The sequence below is a fragment of the Runella aurantiaca genome (genome assembly GCF_003339505.1).
Taxonomy (GTDB): Bacteria; Bacteroidota; Bacteroidia; order Cytophagales; family Spirosomataceae; genus Runella; species Runella aurantiaca.
Genome location: NZ_QPIW01000009.1, coordinates 70,410 through 90,867, shown reverse-complemented (window position 1 = coordinate 90,867; position 20,458 = coordinate 70,410). Strand labels below are relative to the sequence as shown.

General features: G+C 44.4%; 17 protein-coding genes. 3 read left to right on the top strand and 14 right to left on the bottom strand.

The window, feature by feature from the left end; translation table 11 throughout:
• Positions 1-6: 6 nt before the first annotated feature.
• The 11 genes from DVG78_RS12980 to DVG78_RS12930 all read right to left on the bottom strand — a co-directional run bounded on the left by DVG78_RS12980 (position 7) and on the right by DVG78_RS12930 (position 11,816).
• Complete coding sequence (locus DVG78_RS12980) at positions 7-570, bottom strand: DUF4276 family protein (RefSeq protein WP_158550023.1); 564 nt, start codon at positions 568-570, stop codon at positions 7-9.
• Complete coding sequence (locus DVG78_RS12975; RefSeq protein ID WP_114461505.1) at positions 567-1,553, bottom strand: AAA family ATPase; 987 nt, start codon at positions 1,551-1,553, stop codon at positions 567-569. Before DVG78_RS12975 ends, DVG78_RS12980 begins: the two co-directional genes overlap by 4 nt.
• Before the next feature lie 16 nt (positions 1,554-1,569).
• A complete protein-coding gene (locus DVG78_RS12970; RefSeq protein ID WP_114461504.1) occupies positions 1,570-2,160 on the bottom strand; it encodes a Uma2 family endonuclease in 591 nt (196 codons plus the stop codon).
• Between the two features lie 12 nt (positions 2,161-2,172).
• Positions 2,173-3,030, bottom strand: a complete 858-nt coding sequence (locus tag DVG78_RS12965) for a transketolase (protein ID WP_114461503.1) — start codon at positions 3,028-3,030, stop codon at positions 2,173-2,175.
• Positions 3,031-3,119: 89 nt separating this feature from the next.
• A complete protein-coding gene (gene bcp / locus DVG78_RS12960; RefSeq protein ID WP_114461502.1) occupies positions 3,120-3,569 on the bottom strand; it encodes a thioredoxin-dependent thiol peroxidase in 450 nt (149 codons plus the stop codon).
• Entirely contained in the window at positions 3,502-5,508 is a 2,007-nt protein-coding gene (locus DVG78_RS12955) for a M23 family metallopeptidase (RefSeq protein ID WP_114461501.1), read from the bottom strand. Before DVG78_RS12955 ends, bcp begins: the two co-directional genes overlap by 68 nt.
• Positions 5,509-5,594: 86 nt before the next feature.
• Positions 5,595-6,206, bottom strand: coding sequence for a fumarylacetoacetate hydrolase family protein (locus DVG78_RS12950; protein WP_114066385.1), 612 nt, complete (start codon positions 6,204-6,206; stop codon positions 5,595-5,597).
• Positions 6,207-6,268: 62 nt separating this feature from the next.
• Positions 6,269-7,462, bottom strand: coding sequence for a mechanosensitive ion channel domain-containing protein (locus DVG78_RS12945; protein WP_114461500.1), 1,194 nt, complete (start codon positions 7,460-7,462; stop codon positions 6,269-6,271).
• Between the two features lie 213 nt (positions 7,463-7,675).
• Complete coding sequence (mgrA, locus tag DVG78_RS12940) at positions 7,676-8,665, bottom strand: L-glyceraldehyde 3-phosphate reductase (protein ID WP_114461629.1); 990 nt, start codon at positions 8,663-8,665, stop codon at positions 7,676-7,678.
• 24 nt (positions 8,666-8,689) lie between these two features.
• Positions 8,690-10,645, bottom strand: coding sequence for a sialate O-acetylesterase (locus DVG78_RS12935; protein WP_199563244.1), 1,956 nt, complete (start codon positions 10,643-10,645; stop codon positions 8,690-8,692).
• Between the two features lie 154 nt (positions 10,646-10,799).
• The gene (locus DVG78_RS12930; RefSeq protein WP_114461498.1) at positions 10,800-11,816 is read right to left on the bottom strand and encodes a glycoside hydrolase family 5 protein; all 1,017 of its coding nucleotides are present in this window, start codon (positions 11,814-11,816) and stop codon (positions 10,800-10,802) included.
• A gap of 274 nt (positions 11,817-12,090) precedes the next feature.
• On the opposite strand from DVG78_RS12930, the gene DVG78_RS12925 reads away from it, so the two are divergent.
• Entirely contained in the window at positions 12,091-12,813 is a 723-nt protein-coding gene (locus tag DVG78_RS12925) for a DUF3667 domain-containing protein (RefSeq protein WP_158550022.1), read from the top strand.
• Here DVG78_RS12925 and DVG78_RS12920 read toward each other — a convergent pair.
• The 3 genes from DVG78_RS12920 to DVG78_RS12910 all read right to left on the bottom strand — a co-directional run bounded on the left by DVG78_RS12920 (position 12,810) and on the right by DVG78_RS12910 (position 15,128).
• Complete coding sequence (locus DVG78_RS12920) at positions 12,810-13,517, bottom strand: NUDIX hydrolase (RefSeq protein ID WP_114461496.1); 708 nt, start codon at positions 13,515-13,517, stop codon at positions 12,810-12,812. The two genes, DVG78_RS12925 and DVG78_RS12920, sit on opposite strands and share 4 nt — an antisense overlap.
• Positions 13,518-13,630: 113 nt before the next feature.
• Positions 13,631-14,533: a 30S ribosomal protein S6--L-glutamate ligase gene (gene rimK, locus DVG78_RS12915; RefSeq protein ID WP_114461495.1), complete on the bottom strand. Its 903-nt coding sequence runs from the start codon at positions 14,531-14,533 to the stop codon at positions 13,631-13,633.
• A gap of 109 nt (positions 14,534-14,642) precedes the next feature.
• A complete protein-coding gene (locus tag DVG78_RS12910) occupies positions 14,643-15,128 on the bottom strand; it encodes an ATP-dependent zinc protease family protein (RefSeq protein ID WP_114461494.1) in 486 nt (161 codons plus the stop codon).
• Positions 15,129-15,336: 208 nt separating this feature from the next.
• Between DVG78_RS12910 and DVG78_RS12905 the strand changes: the two genes are divergently transcribed.
• Positions 15,337-18,453 carry a SusC/RagA family TonB-linked outer membrane protein gene (locus DVG78_RS12905; RefSeq protein WP_114461493.1) on the top strand — a complete coding sequence of 1,039 codons (3,117 nt, stop codon included), beginning with the start codon at positions 15,337-15,339 and terminating at the stop codon, positions 18,451-18,453.
• 18 nt (positions 18,454-18,471) lie between these two features.
• Complete coding sequence (locus tag DVG78_RS12900) at positions 18,472-20,331, top strand: RagB/SusD family nutrient uptake outer membrane protein (RefSeq protein WP_114461492.1); 1,860 nt, start codon at positions 18,472-18,474, stop codon at positions 20,329-20,331.
• Positions 20,332-20,458 lie beyond the last annotated feature (127 nt).

Here is a 20,458-nt window from a genome sequence, read left to right as displayed (position 1 = left end):
GCGTAATTAGTATTGGGTATTAAGTACTGAAAGTTTATTCAAAAAGTAAGCGGCACTGGGGCAATTGGGATGCTGCGCCGCGCGTCGGAGGGAGAAACCATTATCCATAATTCTATAAAACACTTTTGTTTCGGTAAGTATCCTTGGTGAAAATTTACTTCTGGCCAGCTCAAGCATTTCGTTTTTGGGATCTGATAATTTTTCTGGGAATTCTAATTCATAATCAACTTCTAAAAAATCAGCCATATTTTGCCGATCAGCCAACAGCCAAGCTTCTACTTCTCTAACGGCAACGACAATGGTTTGATTATCATGTTCGGGAATAAGTTCTTTTGTCTTTGTGATACATTTATCATGATCTAAGTCCACCAAAACAAAGACTTTCTCTGCTCCTTCATCAAAAAGTATCCTGCTTTGCGTCAGTACTCTAGAAGTTTTCAAATTTCCTTTTCCATTTAAGTTTCTAACTCCAATTAGAATTATTTCAAGCGAATCCAATAATTTTTTAAATTCTGACGACTTCAAAAAATATTCATCTGTCGGCCCTTCACATAGAAAACCTATTTTCATCTTATCAAACCTCCGTTCAATACACCTGTAAGCCATGCTTCATCCATTGGCAAATCATATAATTTTCTGTCACGAAATTGCTTAATACGGGTCTCTCCTTCTATTTTATTGACTGCGATCACCTCTTCTTTTTTTAGTTCTGCCACTAATGTTTGAGAATGTGTATTAAGCCAGATATAATGCCCTTTTTGTATACAAGCTTCTCTAAAAAAATACACTAATTCCCGGATAACTTGTGGATGCAATCCATTCTCCGGCTCTTCAATGCACAAAAACTGCGGCTCATCGGATTGATAAACGGCCGTTAAAAGTGCCAGGATGTTGTAGGTTCCATCCGAAAGTAAATCTTTGGTAAAAGGCTTTTTAATTCCTTTTTCGTACATCACCAAGGTATCTGTACCACTCAATTCACTTGAAACGATTTCAATATTCTCAAAACCAGGGATGAATAAGTCAAGCCACTCTTTGATTTCTTCCCGTTTGATTTCGTCTTGGAGGATGCGTTTGAGGACTTTTTCGAGGTTAGATGATTTAGTATTTAACGCATTCCCCCCCTGGAAATTAAGTTTCAGTTCTTTGGGGGAGTTAACAAACAGTCTTGAAAAATTATGAAATTTATTTAATGCATTTACAAGTTTACTTGCCTCATCTCCCTTGTAAAACTCTGGTTCTTCCACATCCTCTGAAAGATTTTTAAAATCGTTTTTTAGTTTAAATGGGCCAATAGTGATCTCTCCATAAGCGTCATTTATACTTTGATTTCTATTTAAATAATTTTCTGGCCCGCCGAATAGAGCACTGATTTCTTTAGAGTTTTCTTTATTGGAAAAATTCGATATGAAATTTATAAACTCCAATGCCTCAAAAATATTCGACTTACCCGACCCGTTGGGGCCGACAAAGACCGTAAACGGGTTGGGTTCGACGATTTCCAAATCCACAATGGACTTAAAATTTTTGATATGGAGTTTTTGGAGTTTCATTGGCAACGGAGGCCCGTCAATCTTTAAAGACTTCTAACAAATTGATTTTCAGTTCAGGAAAAATAAACGAGTGCATGATTTCGTCTTCAATGAAAGGCCGATGTCCGATAAAAACGCCCTGTTCGTTGAGTGTGTAAACCAGTACATTCTTATCGGTCGATTGTACAATCCAATACTCCCGCACCCCAGCTTCTTCATACACCTCAAACTTATCTTTCATTTCCTTCTTACTATTGCCGGGCGAGAGAATTTCAATAATCAAATCAGGCGCACCAATACAGCCTCGCTTATCCAACTTAGATTTATCGCAAATCACACAAAGGTCAGGCTGCACCACTGTATATACCTGTTTATCGGTATTGTCAGATTTACGCGCCAAACGCACATCAAACGGCGCATGATACCACTCGCAAGGGTGTTCATCAAAATACTTTACCATTTGTGAGATAAAATATCTTGAAATAGTCTGATGTTTGCGCGCCGGAGCAGGCGACATTTTAAAAATGCGCCCTTTTATCAGCTCTACACGCTCTTCAAACTTCCATTTAAGATAGTCTGCGTAGCTGTATTGCTTTGATAAATCCAGTTGGTCAAGACTTGTTACCATCCTCCTGATTATTTAATAATCTCCCAGCGTCTCGGGCAATTGCGCCAAAGCTTGCTCCAATTGGGCGTCGTTGGGCGCTACACCGTGCCATTTGTGGCTGTGCATCATAAAGTCTACACCTTGGCCCATTTCGGTTTTCATCATCACGGCGATAGGCTGACCTTTACCCACAAGGCGCTTTATTTTGCGCAACAAAGTTGTCAGTTCGTCCATGTTGTTACCGTCGACGGTTACTACACGCCAGCCGAAAGCTTTGTATTTTGCGCCTAAATCGCGGTTGTTGTTTACTTTATTGGTCGAACCGTCGATCTGCTGACCGTTTACGTCCACAAACGCAACGAGGTTATCGACGTTGTTGTTGGGCGCAAACTGCACGGCTTCCCACACTTGGCCTTCCTGCTGCTCACCATCGCCCATGAGGCAATACACAATGTTTTTTTCGCCGTTGAGTTTTTTCGCCAACGCCGCCCCAATCGATACCGAAAGCCCTTGGCCCAAAGAACCCGACGCAATACGAATGCCCGGCAGTCCTTCATGGGTAGTGGGGTGACCTTGCAAACGCGTGTTTATCTTACGGAAGGTAGCCAATTCTTTGACATCAAAGTACCCGCGACGCGCCAATACGCTATAAAATACGGGCGAAATGTGGCCATTTGATAAAAAGAACAAATCCTCTCCTTTGCCATCCAAATTGAATGACAAATAACCGCCTTTACCTTTGCGGTTGTTGATTTTCATTTGTTGAAAGTACAATGCCACCAACAAATCGGTGCAACCTAGCGACCCGCCCGGGTGACCAGATTGACAGCCGTGGACCATGCGTAAAATATCGCGTCTTACCTGCGAAGCAATGCTTTGAAGTTCAGTCATTTGGATAATGGAAATATGCGTAGTTTTTAAATTGTTACAAATATAAATGTCAGAATGACACTTTTATCATATACTAACGAAAACTTAATTTACGAAAGCACTTGCTCCGCGTGGTTTTTGGTGTCTATTTTAGAGATAATCTCCTGAATTACACCATTTTCGTCAATAATAAAAGTAGTACGTACGGTGCCCATATAAGTTTTGCCGTACATAGATTTTTCGGCCCAAACACCGTAGGCTTCCACGATTTGGTGCTCGGTATCGGCCAATAGAGGAAAGGGAAGCTGATATTTTTCGGCAAATTTCTTATGCGATTTTTCGTTATCGACGCTTGCCCCGAGCACTACGTAGCCTCTAGCCAGCATGGCATCGTAGCTATCGCGTAGGCTACACGCTTGGGCCGTACAGCCGGGCGTATCATCTTTGGGATAAAAATAGAGGACAATTTTTTTGCCGTGAAAATCAGTCAGTTTAACGACGTTTCCGTTTTGATCCTTTGCTTCGAACAGGGGAGCTTTTTCGCCTACTTGCAGTGCCATGTTTTTTACGGGTAGCGGGTTTGACAACAGGTTCTTTGATTTCGGCCTGCAAGATAGCGATATTTCCTGCGCGGTCGGTCACTTCGAGCCGTAATTCCCCCTCAAAATCAAGGGTGTCAACCAGTTTATCGGACCAAATATAGTTTCGTTTGTAGTCATAATTCATCAAAACCCACTCTCCATTCACAAACGCATTGAACGAGCCAATTCCCGACATTCCGTCGGAAATACGCGCCGAAATGCTTTTTTTGGAAGATTGAATCAACCTTAACGACGGAGGGGTTTCGTCGGTAGCGATGGAAAAATCGCCCAACTCACGGGTGGCAAAATCCAGCATTTCGCCTTGCCATTTTCCGCCCACAAAACGCAGTCGTTCGCCGTCAAAACGGTAAGCGTGCGTTTTTTCGGGATTAGCGGGCATTACATCAGGTCGAAAATTAACCCCGATGGCATCCCGAAGGGGTATATTTTCTTCATTGATGACAAGTCCATTCGCCCGCGACTGCACAGCCAGATAAAGCGTATCAAAAATGCTTTGGTTGCCAAAGCGTAGCGTGTAGCGGTCGCCGTTGTACGTCTCAATGATATTGGGTCGAATCCGTTCCCGAAAGTTTGTTTTGAGCTGTTTGTTACCGATTTGAATCGAATCGGGCAAGTAGTCGCGCAAATCGAGCAAATAGACCGTTTCACCGCTGCTCCGATAGGCAGGGGCCAATTTTATACTTTTATTTTTTACGTAAATATCGGCCTCTATCAATTGAGAAAGCCCAAATGCGGTGATTTTGAGCACATTTTCTACCGCATCGGTTTTAAGATAGGCCACCGTTGGCAGTGCCTCTGGCTCCTCCAAGAGAGGCAACAGCTCCTCGGGCGCTTCGCCCTTTATTTTCAGTCGCAACACCGCCGAATTTTCGTAAGAATCAAAGAGCGTCACCTCCACATCGTGCATAAGTGTGTCCCTTATTTGCAGTTTTCCGCGATAGCCGTCGGTTTTATGCACATTAAATTGATTGCCGTCTGGGTTATAACATTTCAGGTAGCGAGCGCCCGTTTTTTGTTCGGTGGCGTAGTCGATAAGGTTGTTGTAATCGCGGGTAGACCACGATGGAAACGAGGTCATATTATAAGCAAATACTTCCTGCCCGTCGAGCTTAATTTCAACGCAATTTACGCCATTTCTGAAGTTTACCCCGGTCATGGCATCAAAGGCAATCAGTTCAAGACCGATTTCTCCCCAAGCTTTGATGGGCTGCGCCACGGAATAAAAGCCTTCTTTTTGACGCACTGGCCGAAAAGTTATTCTTTCAAACTCTCCATTGATGCGACTCAATAGCGACATGGGGCGGATGGCCATTGACGTAAAATAAGGCGGCGTATTGTCTTCAATTTCGGCAAAATCAAAGAACAAAGGGTTGAGATAATTGTCTTTGGAGTCCCGAATTTCAAAATGCAAATGCGGCCCCGCCGAGCCGCCAGTGTTTCCCGAAAGTCCAATCAGTTGTCCTTTGCTCACTGGAAACTGGTCGGGTGAGGGATTTAGTTCTATTTCAAACGATTTACGTTCGTACTGTTTTTGGCGTAAGTAACTCCCCATCGGCTCGGCAAACGAGAGCAAATGCCCATACACCGTCGTCATGCCGTTGGGATGTTTGATAAAAATCACGTTTCCATAACCCGACGTTTGCACTTTAATGCGCGAAATATACCCTTCGGCCGCCGCCAATACCTGCAATCCTTCCCGTTGTTGGGTACGAATATCAATCCCTGCGTGAAAATGATTCGTGCGCAAATCTCCCAAAACCCCCGCCAAAGTGTTTTTCTGACCGGGATGAATCGGAAACTGAAAATACCCTTTCGGAAAGGATTCTCGTTGGGCAACAACCGATTGAAGAATGCCGAGAAAAAAGCAAAAAAAGTATATAAATCGTCCTTTAGTCATGCTGCAAGCATCATTTTTTTATCACAAAATCACACACAAGGCTCGCAGATGCACAAATCAGTCCATTTCACGTCCTCCTGTCTTTTTTATTTTACCTCAAACTCAAGCATTTTAGTACCTTCAATATAAGCCGTAAGCGTATCCCCTACTTTGACCGCACTAACGCCTTTTGGGGTGCCCGTAAAGAGCAAGTCGCCCGTTTTTAGGGTAAAATAGCGAGAGATAAACGATATAATATAGTCAATTTTAAACAACATCAACGAGGTATTACCCTGTTGACGGGTTTCACCGTTGACATCCAAATGGAAATTCAAGTTCTGTAAATCAGCAAATTGCGATTTAGGAACAAACGACGAAACGGGCGCAGAACCATCAAACGCTTTGGCCAATTCCCACGGCAAGCCTTTTGACTTCAGTTTGGATTGCAAATCGCGGGCGGTAAAATCAATACCGATGCCGACTTCTTCGTAGTATTTGTGGGCAAATTTTTCATCAATATTTTTACCCATTTTACTGATTTTCACCACGATTTCTACTTCATGATGAAGGTCTTGGGTAAAATCGGGATAATAAAACGGCGCGTTGTCTTTGAGCAGCGCCGTGTCGGGCTTTTGAAAAATAACGGGGTCTTCGGGAACGGCGTTTTGAAGTTCGTGGATGTGATCAACGTAATTGCGGCCAATACAAATGATTTTCATGATAAGGCATTTTTTAAGCCTCAAAGGTACAGAATTTCTCAAAAATGCGCCTTGTTAGACGTCTACATGGAAGTATAAAAGGTTAAATTCTCTTGGTGAAGGCGATTGTTAAGGCGCTGAACTACCTTTTCAAATATTTCCTCGCTTCGTAGGGTGGGCGTTTGGTACGAAATCGTAATCTCTAGCCGTTCTCCATTCCAGTCCGTAATTTTAACATCGGGGGTGAGGGCAAGCTGCACCAGCGTCTCAATCTCTGCCATTTGCTCGACAATCATTGATTTAAGATGCTCGGTATCCACATCTGACGCGGTATAAATTTTTAATCCCCTTTTTTCAAAACCAGCGCGGGTGTGGTTGATGATGGTGTTGTTAAGCAAAGGCCCGTTAGGAATCATGACACGGCGGCCGTCGCCCGTGTCTAATACAGTATTAAACATCAAAATATCGCGCACAACACCCGTATAACTTTGGGAAGTGATTTTTTCGCCCACTTTAAATTGTTTCATCAATAAAATGATAAAACCGCCCGCGAAATTGGACAAGCTGCCTTGCAACGCAAAGCCAATGGCCAAGGTAGCGGCACTAAACAACGCCACAAAACCCGTTACTTTTAGTCCTAAAAACGCCCCTGAAAACATGATAACACTAAGGCGTAAACCAATAGAAATCAGGCTTTTAATAAAACTTTTAACGGAAGGGTCGACGCGCCGACGATTATCAATAAATGATTTTAGTGGGCGGTCAAACCAATTAATCAGGCCAAATCCCAACAATAAGATAACCAACGCTGTCCCGAATTTTATCCCCCATTCAACCAGCGTTTCCGAATATTCAATGAATTGGGTTTTCAGCCTGACCAGAAATGTTTTGGTTTGGGAAGGGCACACCTGAATATTCTGAAACAACACAATTTCTTGGGCTACCACCTGGTCTTTGGTTTTATCGGCGTAGTATCCGTCTATTTCTACATACACCCGGCTTAATTTCTCCCGACGGGCTTTTTTATAAATGTCTTTAAGCTCCTGATACGCTCCTTTTGGCAATATTCGTACGATTTTCCCCGTCCGGCAGTCACTCAACGTAGGATACCCTCCCAATTGCGTGTACATCCCCCGGAAAGACTCCGACGAGGTCGTATCGCCAAACAATTGTGCGGGCGAAATTGTAGGGAAGGTTTGACTTTGAGCGTGTAAGACAAGAAAAAACGTAAGAAATAATCCAGAAAGGGTGGTGTATATAAGGCGAAAATGAGGCATGAAAGATGACGTTGGTTACCTTGTAATAACGAATTTTTCAGTCATTTTACATAAAAAAATAACAAATTGGCGATTTGGGTAGCATTTCTACCCAATTTATATTGTAGGGGCAGGCCTTGCGTCTGCCCAATTTAGGCTGCGTCTGTACTGTTTAGATAGGCGTCTGCCCTGTTTAGGCGGCGTCTGCTCAATGGGCGGAGGTAAACCCCGCCCCTACGACAAAATATCCTCAATTTTCGATAATTCTTCGGCGCTGAAATGCTGATTTTCAAGGCATTTTAGGGAATCTTTCAGTTGAGACACGCGACTCGCTCCGATTAAAACCGACGTAACCCGAGGGTCTTTCAACAGCCACGCCAACGCCATTTGCGCCAAGGTTTGACCGCGTTCGAATGCCAAAGCGTTGAGTTTTTCGATTTTTTGAAGCGTTTCGGGCGTGATTTGACTCGTTTTCAAAAAGCCATGTTCTTTCGCCGCCCGCGAATCTGACGGAATTCCTTTCAGGTATTTATCGGTTAAAAGCCCCTGCGCCAAAGGAGAGAACGGAATACAGCCCACGCCCGATTCTTCCAAAACATCCATCAAGCCCCCTTCGACCCAACGCTCAAACATTGAGTATTTGGGTTGGTGAATGAGGCAGGGCGTACCCAAATCTTTCAAAATCTGAATGGCTTTGGCTGAATTTTCGGCCGTATAGCTGGAGATTCCTACGTACAATGCCTTTCCTTGACGAACAATGCTGTCGAGCGCGCCCATTGTTTCTTCAAGCGGGGTGTTGGGGTCAAAACGGTGCGAGTAAAAAATATCTACGTAATCCAAGCCCATGCGTTTGAGACTTTGGTCACAGCTCGCAATCAAGTATTTGCGTGAGCCCCATTCACCATACGGCCCAGGCCACATCAAGTGTCCTGCTTTGGACGAAATAATGAGTTCGTCGCGGTGAGCGGCAAAGTCTTTTTTGAGCAATACCCCAAAGTTTTCTTCGGCCGAGCCGGGCGGTGGGCCATAGTTGTTGGCTAAATCAAAATGGGTAATTCCCGCATCAAAGGCGGTGCGAAGGATGGCGCGGTAGTTTTCAAACACATCGACACCCCCAAAATTATGCCACAGGCCCAGTGAAATCGCGGGCAATTTAAGGCCGCTTTTGCCGCAGCGGCGGTACGACATATGTTCGTAACGGGCGTGATTGGGAACGTAAGTCATTGGATTAATTTTAGTTTTTTGCATTTACTCAAACTTCTTACCTTTCGTTTTTCCCGGCCAATCATCTGTTCTGAAAGGGCTTGCGGGCAAACCTTCGCTGTTGAACAAATTGGCATCTTCGGGCGCATTCGCCCATGCATAGCGCACCGCAATCGGCTTTTGTCCTTTGGGGTGATACACTTCTACTTTATCGCCAATGATTTCGGCTTTGGCGTAGTAAAACACTTTATCTTCTCCCGCAATTTCAAAACCTTTTACGTAACCAAATTTATCTTTAACCGTTAAACCCTCTCCTGTATAATCAAATGTAACAACGGCCCTATCTTCCTCAAAATGAACCGATTCATACATTGGTCCAGAATGCAAGACTTCCAATCCATAATTAGATTTAAGGGCGTTGAGGGCTAGGCGGTGGCCCACATCCTGCTTGTTGGTAGGGTGAATATCTTTGGGATTGCCAACGTCGGTCGTTACGGCCATTCCCGTCTTGGAAAGGCTCATTGTCATGGTTTGCGCTTCGCGAAGTTCGGCCCAATCGCTGCCATCATTGCTGTTTTGATACGCCCCGTAGCTCGAAAGCTGTACAAAATAAAATGAAAATTCGTCTTTCCATTTTTGCCGCCAATCATTAATCATCAACGGGAAAGTTTGGCGGTATTGGTACGCCCGCCCCGCGTTGGACTCTCCCTGATACCATAATGCACCCCGAATGGCAAACGGCACCAACGGGGCAATCATTCCGTTATAAATCGTGGTCGCTACGTTGTTACAACTGTGATTGTAGGTGTGAGTTTCGGCAAAAGAAGGCATCAGATACCAACCCGTAGCCAAGCTAACTTTGCTGTCTTTTGCGCTAACAAACAAGTCTTCGGGTGTACCATTGATGCCCAGCCCATACCACGGAAACTGCACCATATTGCCAAATTTGATGACCAATTGATTGTTACCGCTTTTCCACGTGTTGGCTGGTAAGGTGATTTTGCGCATTCCTTCCATAATTCCCTGCGACACCAATTGTCCGTTGATGTAAATCTCGTTGAAACTATCTTGGATTCCCAAACCCAAAGTAGTGGCTTGTCCTATCATTTCTTCGGGAACATCCACCGTCCGGGCCATGAACCCTTTGCCCCGAAACATCCAGATTCCTTTCCAATCCCACTGACCAATCGGACTGCCGGCGTTGTGCCATTTAGAAAAGTCGTATCCTGCTTCGGTGTATTTTTTCTCGTCGGCCATGGTAGAATTTACTTCCGTTTTCAGCAATTGTTTCCGCGTTTTCAAGTCCAGAATCGCGTCGGCTTCCTCCCAGGTTTTTGGCAAATTTTGAGCAACAGGTTTTAATTCCTCATGGGTCAGCATGGCTTCTTTGCTTAGCCAGCCTTCCAATTGCGAACCACCCCACGACGAATGCAAAAGCCCAATGGGAATCTTGAGTTTTTGGTACAGCTCACGGGCGAAGAAAAATCCAACGGCCGTAAAATTTCCCACATTTTCTTCATTGCAAATTTTCCACTCCCCCGAAGTCAAATCAGTTTGCGGCTGCATAGTGACATCATGCGCCACAAAAAAGTGGCGTATCTGCGGAAAATCCGCATTTTTCTTCTCCAATTTAAAGTTATCAGCTTGTCTAACGGGCCATTCCATGTTTGACTGCCCAGAGCAAAGCCACACTTCGCCCATCAGAATGTCGTTTACTTCAAGTTTTTCTGATTTAGCCGTAACCGTCATCTGGTGCGGGCCGCCCGCTTCTAACGGCGTAAATTTCACCGACCATTTTCCAGCGGCATCCGCTGTAGCAATTTGTTTTTGTCCCGCCAGCGTCACCGTTACCTTTTCTTTAGGCTTGGCCCAGCCCCATACAGGAATGGGCTTTTGACGTTGCAAGACCACATGGTCAGAAAACAAACGGGCAAGTTTGAGTTGAGCAAAGCTTTGAATTTGAACGAGGAGAAAGCAAAAAAGTAGAAATCTTTTCATCATAGATTAGGATTAGTAATGTTGGTGAAATAAAATATCACTAAAGTTTGAGTAAAGGTTTTTGTTCTGCAGGGCTAAAGCCCATCATTCATACCCTTTTATTCCTCTCCAGCCTAAAGGCTAGAATTAGAAAAGTCGCTCGACTTCAAATTAACTTTCATTTGTTGGAATTATACTCCAAAAGCGCTTTTTTGAAGTATTTTCCTTGCCTTGTGGGCGTAAAATTCCAATCGGAAAACATACGGGGTGCCCAGCGGTCGTCAAAGACCCAGCCCACCCAACTGATGCCCTGCTCAGCAGTATATTTGGTGATGGCATCACCGTACGATTCGTCGCTGATGACCGGAACGTGTGCCCCTACTTCTTCAGCTCCTGAAAAACCGATTTCGGTCAGCATCAACGGGTATTTTTTAGCCACAAATCCCCAATCAGTCGGCCATTTGTTTTCCCAAGGTTTTCCCCCATTTTTCATGGGATATGGGTGACTTACGTAGGCAATGCCAGCAGCATTGATTGGGTTTTCTTTGACGGGAGTCAGGTCATAGGCCCAATTGAAACCTGCGACCAAAGGAATAGCGTCGTTGCTGTGGGCACGAACGATGCCAATCATTTCTTCATTTAAGGTTTTCCATTGTTCCCACGAACACGTTCCCAACTGCCCACCCGCCACGGTGGGTTCGTTAAACAATTCAAAGAAAGCAACGGTGTTGTTCCCTTTAAAATGCTTGGCCATGGTCCGCCAAAACTCAAAGGTTTCTTTTTGGGTCGTTTCATAATTATCAGATTGGTACATTTCAGTCCGTAGATTACCAATCGAATGCCAATCAATGATGACGTACAAGCCCAATTCCGTCGACCATTTTACGCCGTCATCCAGTAATTTCAAATACTCAGTTTTCCCCCGTTTTCGCCACGCGGAAGGATGGACGGGAAATCGAACAATGTTGGCTCCCCAGTTTTTGATTTCCTGAAAAAATGCTTTTTCCCAATGCCCTTTGGTGTGCAGGTTGTCGGGGTCGGCTACGTTTAGCCCTCTGAATACCATCACTTTACCGTCTTCGGTTACAAACTGATTCCCCTGTACTTTTATTTTTTTAAGGGAGTTTTGGGCAATCGCCGAACTGAACAAGACGCTAAAAGTCAGAAGCAACAGGGGTGTTTTTAATTTCAACATGTGATATGTACGTTAATCGCGCATCGCTACTCACCTAAAAAGCATCAAAACACCCAACCATACCCTCCGCCGTTACCTAACTATTTGCGGGAGGAGGTGGGCGATGCAGGTGGCTCAAATTTTCATCTTCAAGTGGCGCTGGGTATTAAACAGCTACTGTTTTTTTATTAGAAAAAAGTGTTTCAAGGTTGTTTCTAAGACTATTTTGCCATTTTCGAAGAATACAATTCGTCCAAATTTGTATCTTGCCCTACCATTCCTTTATAAACCTTTTATGAACTCTGCGATTTGCAAAAACTGCCAAAACTCTTTGGGGACAAAAGATGATTTCTGCGCTAAATGCGGTCAATCAGCCCACATACACCGTATTGATATGCACCACATTTGGCACGATGTAGTGCATGCCTTTGTCCACGCCGACAAAGGAGTAATCTATTTGACCAAAGAATTGGCGCTAAAACCCGGGATTGTAGTAAAAGAATATGTAGCAGGCAAACGAAAGAAATACTATAACCCATTTAGTTATCTGGTACTTACGGTAGCCATTTCGGCGTTTCTAACCCATTATTTTCATTTGATGGAAAACAACAGCCAAAAGGTCAACCCCGTCACAGAGCTTTCCTCGAAGTATTTTAACCTTATTTTGTTTATTGCCGTCCCTATTTCGTCCTTTTATTCGTGGTTGGTCTTTCGCCAAAAAGGGTACAACTATGCAGAAAACCTCACCTTTCAAGCCTTTTTAGGGGGCTTTCGCGTGGTTTTCTTTATTCTGATATTTACGCCGTTGGTACTTTTATTTCGTTCGTATTATTTTTACATGCTCAGCATCTACATGATTGCTTGGTTTATTTTTTCGGCTTGGGCAAAAGTTCAGTTTTTTGGGGGGCCTAAATGGCTTACAATTCTCAAAGCTTTTTTGGTCATTCTCTTCACCCAAATGACCATTACCCTCATTCTTTCGATAGTTGCTTATTTTGGGATTTGGCGTCAGCACTAAAACTCAGGATTTGAGACAAAATTGAGAAAAGAATTGCTGAATGTATTGTACTTTTCTTTATTGACTTCATAAAGATAAGCGCCTTTCTTTGAGGACTTTTGCTTTTCTTTGAGCTTTACAAGCAAGTGCGTTGAGAGGATTTTACGGCTAAAATTTCGCTTGTCAAAAGTCGTTTGGAAGATAGCTTCGTACAGTTTTTGCAGTTGCGGAATCGTAAATTTTTCTGGCAAAAGTTCAAAACCAAGCGGGTGTAGTGCCGCCTTATAACGAAGTTTTTGAATCGCCAAATCAATCATTTGGCGGTGGTCAAACAAAAGTTCATCGGGCATTTCGCTGACGGGAAACCAATGGGCAAAGTGCGCCTGCGAAATTTTGGAATCGTAGTGTTCAATGTTTATCAAGGCAAAATAAGCCACCGAAACGGTTCGGTCGATGGGGTCGCGGTTGATGTCGCCAAAAGTGTAAAGTTGCTCCAAATAGACCTCTTTCAGCCCCGTTAGCTCAAACAATATACGCTCGGCCGATTGTTCCAAATTCTCGTTGGGATTTAACCAACCGCCCATCAGCGACCACGTATCAGCGTGTAGATTGGGGCCGCGTTTTACCAACAAAATTTTCAGGAGTTCACCGTCAAAACCGAAAATGATGGAATCCAGTGCTACAAGGCATTTCGGTTGGGTGTCATAAGATGCTTTATCCAGCATACAGGAAGAGAATTAATCAAAGGTTAAGTGCTAGCGTACGGTTAACAAGAAAAAAGTACAAAATCATTCCCTGTTTAATGTTACGATAAAGATAAAAGCTCCTTATTTTTACCCTATACGCCGATGGTATCGTTTTCGTCGGCGGGTATTTTCTCTTCAATAAACGACACAATCAAGTCGGCGACATTGACGCCCGTACAATTTTCGATTCCTTCCAAACCCGGCGACGAATTGACTTCCATAATCATCGGCCCCCGATTCGACACAATCATATCAACCCCTGCCACGCGCACCCCCAAGGCCTTTGCAGCTTGAAGGGCGGCTTTTTCTTCCTGTGGCGTCAATAAAATCGGGGTTGCTTTGCCCCCTCGGTGGAGGTTTGAGCGAAAATCTCCCGCTTTGCCTTGACGTTTCATGGCGGCAACAATTTTGTTGCCAACCACAAAAGCCCTAATGTCCGCACCTTTTGACTCTGCGATGTATTCCTGAATCAAGACGTTGGTTTTCAGTCCATAAAAAGCTTCAATAGTTGATTTCGCGGCAGTTTCTGATTCCGCCAAAACCACCCCTACGCCCTGGGTTCCTTCCAATAGTTTAATAATAACGGGCGGCCCACCCACCAAGTGAATGAGGCTTTCGATGTCTTTTGTCTGGTTGGCAAAAACAGTTTTAGGAATCTGTACACCCGCTTTTGAAAGGATTTGCAAGCTTCTCAACTTGTTGCGCGAACGCATGATGGCCTGAGATTTGACGGTGGTAAATACTTTCATCATTTCGAATTGCCGCACTACCGCACACCCATAGTCGGTGACTGAAGCTCCAATGCGCGGAATAATGGCATCGATGCCTTCAACAGGTTTGTTTTTGTATAAAATGACGGGTTTTTCTTCTTCAATCATCACATGACACAAAGCGTGATTGATTACAATTGCTTCATGGCCATGCGTACGAATGGCTTCTACCAAGCGTTTGGTAGAGTATAATTTGGGGTTGGTAGAAAGAACGGCAATTTTCATTATAATAGTTACATAATCAACCGATTAGCTTTGCTATTTATAGCACAACGAAGCCATAACGGTGGGGTAAAATTAATGGGAAGTTGATTGAATCAAGGTTATCTTTTTGTTAAAGCAGGGCTGCTTCGGCGGCAGCAGTTCGTTTTTGGGTGAGCGAAAGGTCTTCTAAAGAAACATCCACTAAAAATCGATTTCGTAGAAGTTTTCGCCCGAGCAATACGGGGTAACGCATTTTTTCACGGTCAGCCAAGGAAAATTCGGCCTGAAAAGCTTTGCCGAAAATCACAATCCGCGTTTTGATTACGTAACGCATTTCAGTTTGTCCAAATGAATTCTTGATGGATTTCAGCTCAAATGCTTTAGCTACAAATCGTTTTCGTTTTTCTCCCTTATGCGCTGGCAAATAGAAGACAAGTTTCTCTTTCGTCAATTTTATATTATAACAGTGAATGGAGGAAGTATAAGCCCCTGTATCTATTTTGGCGCGAACATCCGCCAAGCCCAAATCGGGGAAATCTACACTGTCAGTACGACCTATCACCCGTATTTCTCCCTTTAAGGAGATATTCCTATCGGCTATTCTCGCAGATCTCATTTATCCCAAAAAAACAATATTTTCTGTTAAAATAGTATGATTTTATGCAAAAAGAGAGTCAATCAGACAACATTTTGCTTAGTACCTTTGTTGTTGGAAAAAAATATCAACATTTATTCGATATAAAATGATATTCTCTTCCTTATTTTGAAGTTCATTTGTACGTTTTTAAAGTTCATTTATCTATTTTACACTAAACAATTACTCTATGAAGCAGAAATTACTACTGCTATTCGTCTGTTTGTGGGCGAATTTGAGCTTGTTCGCTCAAGAACGAACAGTGTCGGGTCTGATCAAAGACCCTACCGGTGCACCACTACCCGGGGTAAGTATTTTGGTCAAAGGTACGACCAAAGGTACCAACTCTGACGCAGATGGGAACTTTAAAATTGGAATGGCTCCCGGAAGTACGCTCGTTTTAAGCGCCATCGGCTTTGCCAAACAGGAAATTACTCCTTCGGGCATCACCGTAAATGTAACCATGCAGCAAGATGTTGCCGCACTGAGTGAGGTAGTTGTAGTAGGTTATGGTACCCAAAAGAAAGAGACCGTTACGGGTTCTGTGGTATCGGTAAAAGGAACTGACTTGGTAAAATCGCCAGCGGCCAACCTCTCCAACTCTCTGGCTGGGCGCTTACCGGGTGTAACCGCCGTAAACCGCAGCGGTTTGCCGGGTGGTGATGGCTCTGCCATCAGAATCCGGGGTTCAAATACGTTGAACAACAACGGTGCACTTATCGTAATCGACGGTATCCCTAACCGCGCTGGTGGTCTTGACCGCATCAACCCTGCCGACATCGAGAGCATCTCTGTATTGAAAGATGCCGCAGCGGCTATCTACGGTTCACGGGCAGCCAACGGTGTTATTTTGATTACTACCAAGCGTGGTAAGACCGGTAAGCCTGAGTTGTCATACTCGCTCAACCAAGGTTGGTCAAACCCAACCGTTATTCCTAAGTTGACAAATGCTGCCCAGTATACAAGTATGCTCAACGACTTGGATATTTACGCTTTGCCAACTTCAGAATGGGCCGCTGCCAACCAAGCCTACAAAACAACGGGCTCATTCACACGCCCTAATGGTACTGTACGTAACGCGCCTTTCTCTCCGCAGGCTATCCAGAAATACGCCGATGGCTCAGACCCATGGAACTACCCCAACACTGACTGGTACGGTTCTACCCTCAAAAGCTGGTCGCCACAGGTACGTCACAACCTCCAACTTAACGGCGGTACCGAAAACTTTTCTTACTTGGCTTCATTGGGTTACCAAAACCAAGATGCCAACTATATCCAGTCGTCTACAGGTTATAAGCAGTACGATATGCGTTTGAACTTTGACGCAAAAATCAACAAATATGTAACCATGACCTTGGGCGTAGTGGGTCGTCAGGAAGCGCGTCGTTATTCTACACAATCTCCCGGTGCTATTTTCCGGATGTTGATGCGCGGAAAACCCCAAGAGCCTGCTTTCTGGCCTGATGGCCGTCCGGGTCCAGACATCGAAAACGGACAAAATCCCGTGGTAATCACAACTGACTTGGCTGGTTATGACCGCGATACCCGCAATTATTTCCAATCAAATGGTCAGCTTGACATCAAGATTCCCGGCGTAGAAGGCTTGAAATTGAGTATGAATGCGGCCGTTGATAATTTGGCACAAAACAACAAAACTTGGTTGATTCCATGGACGCTGTATCAAAAAGGCTCAGGAGTAGATGCCAACGGCAATCCAAACCTTGTTCCTGCCAAAAGAGGACCTGCTGATCCAAGCCTAAACCAAGTGAACATCAATCAGCTCAATATCTTGTTGGGTACGGTGCTTTCTTATGACAAAACCCTTGGTAATCACACCATCAACTTATTGGCTGGTACCAACCGTGAAACCATCAAAGGCGATAACTTCTCGGCCTTCCGTCGTTTCTTCCTTTCGACTGCCCTCGATCAAATGTTTGCAGGTGGTGACTTGCAACGTAACAACAACGGTGGTGCGTTTGAAACAGCTCGTATCAACTACTTCGGTCGTGTAGGTTACAACTTCAAAGAAAAGTATCTTGCCGAATTCTTGTGGCGTTATGATGGTTCGGACATCTTCCCTGAAGAAACCCGTTATGGCTTCTTCCCAGGAATTATGGCAGGTTGGGTTTTGTCGGAAGAAGAATTCTTCAAAAAAGCACTCCCTGCGGTTAATTTCCTAAAATTGCGCGGATCAATCGGCCAATTGGGTAATGACCAAATTCCTTCGTATCAGTACCTTTCTACCTACGGATTCAGAAGCTATATCTTAGGAAATGCTGAAACTAAAACGTTGTTTGAAGCACGTATCCCTAACACCCAAATTACGTGGGAAGTAGCCACAAACTCTAACTTAGGTTTGGAAGGACAGCTGTTTAACGGTAATGTATTCTTCGAATTTGACGTGTTCAAAAACAAGCGTACCAACATTCTTTGGACCAAAAACGCTTCAGTTCCACAAAGTACAGGTTTGACACTTCCAAGACAAAACTTGGGAGAAGTAGCCAACAAAGGATGGGAATTTAACATCGGTTACCGTAACCAAAAGGATGGCTTCAAGTACAACGTAAGCGTGAACGGTGGATATGCTCAAAACAAAATCTTGTTCTGGGATGAAGCTCCGGGAGCCCCTGCTTGGCAGCAAACAACCGGTAAGCCTATGTTTACCTACATGACATACCTCTACGACGGAGTATTTAAAGATCAAGCTGCGATTGATGCCAACACCATCGACTACAAGGCCATCGTAAACACGCTCCGCCCTGGCGACATGAAGTACAAAGATTACAATGGTGACGGAAAAATCACTCCAGATGACCAAGTACGTAACAACTTCACCAACATTCCTTTGTTTACGGGTGGGGTTAACCTCTCAGCTAGCTACCGCAACTTTGACTTGACAATCTTGGTTCAAGGAGCCGCAGGAGCACAGCAATTTGTAAGTGCTGCAGAGATGGGTAACATCGGTAACTACCTGTTGGACATGTACGAAAATCGTTGGACAATTGACAATCCAAGCGACAAACACCCACGCATTGCCAACCGTAACGACCAGTATTTCTCTGGTGGAAACGACTACTGGCTCAGAGATGCCGACTACCTCCGCCTGAAAAACTTGGAAATTGGATACAATGTTCCTGCTACTTTGGTGAAGAAAATCGGAATGAACACACTTCGCGTATATTTCAATGGTTTAAACCTTTTTACGGTTGATAAGTTAAAGGTATTTGACCCCGAAACAGATAACTCTACTGGACAGTATTATCCTCAGCAAAAAATCCTGAACGTAGGTCTTGTTGCGGCATTCTAACCATTTAACCAGAAAAAAATGAAACAGTACAAACTTTTAGTCGCTTCCCTTATCGCTGCGACGGTAGTTGTTACCAGTTGTAACGACGATTTTGTTAACACACAACCCCTAAACGAACTTTCAGAAAACGCCGTTTGGACGGATGCTGCGCTTGCAGAAGCGTTTGTTTCTGAAATTTACGCTGGCTTCGGAAACGGTGGTTTTGATGAGCAAATGTTGGCTTCGTTGACCGACGAAACCATCTTTACTCACCCCGGCCGCGGTATTACGACCATCACCGAGGGCCGTTCAAACCCCGCCGACATCGGTTGGGTAAACGGCACAATCAGCTGGCAGCAAATGTACCTGCGCATTCGCTCGTGTAACCTTGCCCTCAAAAATCTGGCAAGTCCTAAGTTTACCAACACGGGCAACATCGTAGAGCGTTTGACGGGTGAGACCAAATTCATGCGTGCTTATTTTTACCATCAGTTGGCCCGCTACTACGGCGGCGTACCTTTGGTGGATCGTCCGTATGATTTGGGAGAAGCCGATTACATGGCTACTCGTAACACTTGGGCCGAAACAGTCGCCTTTATTGTCAAAGATTTGGACGATGCGGCTGCACTCTTAAAGGGTAAAAGCATGGCTGCTGGTCGGGCTAATGAAGCCGCTGCTTTGGCGCTTAAAGCACGTATGTTAACCTACGATGCCAGCGATTTGCACGATGCTACCAAGATGAAAGCTAAATCTACGGTACTTTCGTCTTTCACAAAACCTGAATTAGTAGCAAACGTGACAGGCTCACAGGCCGACCGTTGGCAAAAAGCAAAAGCTGCCGCTAAAGCAGTTTTGGATTTGTCAGGATATGGTAACCTGCTCAACCTTACGGCTCCCGTCTCTGCTCAACAAGGAACGACCAACTACATGAACAACTCATTGTCGCGCAATGGCGGTCAAAACGAGTTGTTGATGGCGCGTTATTTTATCAACGCAAAACAAGAAAACGGCGGACGTCAGGGACTTTTCAACGGTCCTAACGGTTACAACAACTGGGCAGGTAATACCCCTATCCAAGTAATGGTTGATGATTACGAAATGATGGACGGAACTAAGTTTGACTGGAAAAACCCTGCCCAAGCTTCTGATCCTTACGCAAATCGTGACCCTCGTTTCTATGCGTCTATCTTGACCGAAGGTTCACCTTGGAAAGTGCGCAGCAATGCCAACTTACCCCGTGACCCAGCAAGCCAAATCCAAACAGGTCGTTACGAAATCGTAAACGCTTCTGGTGCTAAAGTAACCCACTTTGGTTTGGATACACGCCAAAGCCCAATCGAAGACTGGAACGGAAGCTATACTGGCTATTATATCCGTAAATTTACCGATCCAAACCCTGCCATCGTTGACCAAAATACATGGCAAGAAGTACCTTGGCCTATCTTGCGCTACACTGAGATGGTCTTCAACTACGCCGAAGCTTGTATTGAGCTAGGTCAGGACGAAGAAGCCCGTACTTGGTTGAACAAGATTCGTTTCCGTGCTGGTATGCCCGCAATTACTGAGTCAGGAGATGCGCTGAGACAACGTTTCCGCAACGAAAAACGCATTGAAATGTACTTGGAAGAGCAGCGTTTTCATGATGCCCGCCGCTGGATGATTGCTCCTACTACCTTAGGACGCAAAGCCAACGGTATCAGCATCGTAGGTACACTCAAGCCTGGCAAAACGGTTAGTCTTTATAAATACGATAAAGAAAACTACAACTACGCTTACACCGTATTTGAAATTGATCCAGGTAAGGAAAACCGCAGCTGGGCTGACAAACTGTACTATTTACCAATTGACCGGAACGAAATGAACCGGAACACAAAACTGCTTCAAAACCCTGGTTATTAATTGGGATTCATAAGCACTTGGAGAGCCTTATAGCTCTCCAAGACTTTTAAAATCTATGCTCTCAAAAAATGCGGGGCATAGATTTTTTTAATTTATACCCTCATACAGAGAACTTTGTGTAGATTTG

Coding starts and splice junctions, on each gene's coding strand:
- DVG78_RS12935 (WP_199563244.1), bottom strand. CDS start 10,645: ATGATGAAAAGATTTCTACTTTTTTGCTTTCTCCTCGTTCAAATTCAA.
- bcp (WP_114461502.1), bottom strand. CDS start 3,569: ATGGCACTGCAAGTAGGCGAAAAAGCTCCCCTGTTCGAAGCAAAGGAT.
- DVG78_RS12925 (WP_158550022.1), top strand. CDS start 12,091: ATGAACTCTGCGATTTGCAAAAACTGCCAAAACTCTTTGGGGACAAAA.
- mgrA (WP_114461629.1), bottom strand. CDS start 8,665: ATGACTTACGTTCCCAATCACGCCCGTTACGAACATATGTCGTACCGC.
- DVG78_RS12900 (WP_114461492.1), top strand. CDS start 18,472: ATGAAACAGTACAAACTTTTAGTCGCTTCCCTTATCGCTGCGACGGTA.
- DVG78_RS12980 (WP_158550023.1), bottom strand. CDS start 570: ATGAAAATAGGTTTTCTATGTGAAGGGCCGACAGATGAATATTTTTTG.
- DVG78_RS12945 (WP_114461500.1), bottom strand. CDS start 7,462: ATGCCTCATTTTCGCCTTATATACACCACCCTTTCTGGATTATTTCTT.
- DVG78_RS12910 (WP_114461494.1), bottom strand. CDS start 15,128: ATGAGATCTGCGAGAATAGCCGATAGGAATATCTCCTTAAAGGGAGAA.
- rimK (WP_114461495.1), bottom strand. CDS start 14,533: ATGAAAATTGCCGTTCTTTCTACCAACCCCAAATTATACTCTACCAAA.
- DVG78_RS12975 (WP_114461505.1), bottom strand. CDS start 1,553: ATGAAACTCCAAAAACTCCATATCAAAAATTTTAAGTCCATTGTGGAT.
- DVG78_RS12950 (WP_114066385.1), bottom strand. CDS start 6,206: ATGAAAATCATTTGTATTGGCCGCAATTACGTTGATCACATCCACGAA.
- DVG78_RS12920 (WP_114461496.1), bottom strand. CDS start 13,517: ATGCTGGATAAAGCATCTTATGACACCCAACCGAAATGCCTTGTAGCA.
- DVG78_RS12930 (WP_114461498.1), bottom strand. CDS start 11,816: ATGTTGAAATTAAAAACACCCCTGTTGCTTCTGACTTTTAGCGTCTTG.
- DVG78_RS12970 (WP_114461504.1), bottom strand. CDS start 2,160: ATGGTAACAAGTCTTGACCAACTGGATTTATCAAAGCAATACAGCTAC.
- DVG78_RS12955 (WP_114461501.1), bottom strand. CDS start 5,508: ATGACTAAAGGACGATTTATATACTTTTTTTGCTTTTTTCTCGGCATT.
- DVG78_RS12965 (WP_114461503.1), bottom strand. CDS start 3,030: ATGACTGAACTTCAAAGCATTGCTTCGCAGGTAAGACGCGATATTTTA.
- DVG78_RS12905 (WP_114461493.1), top strand. CDS start 15,337: ATGAAGCAGAAATTACTACTGCTATTCGTCTGTTTGTGGGCGAATTTG.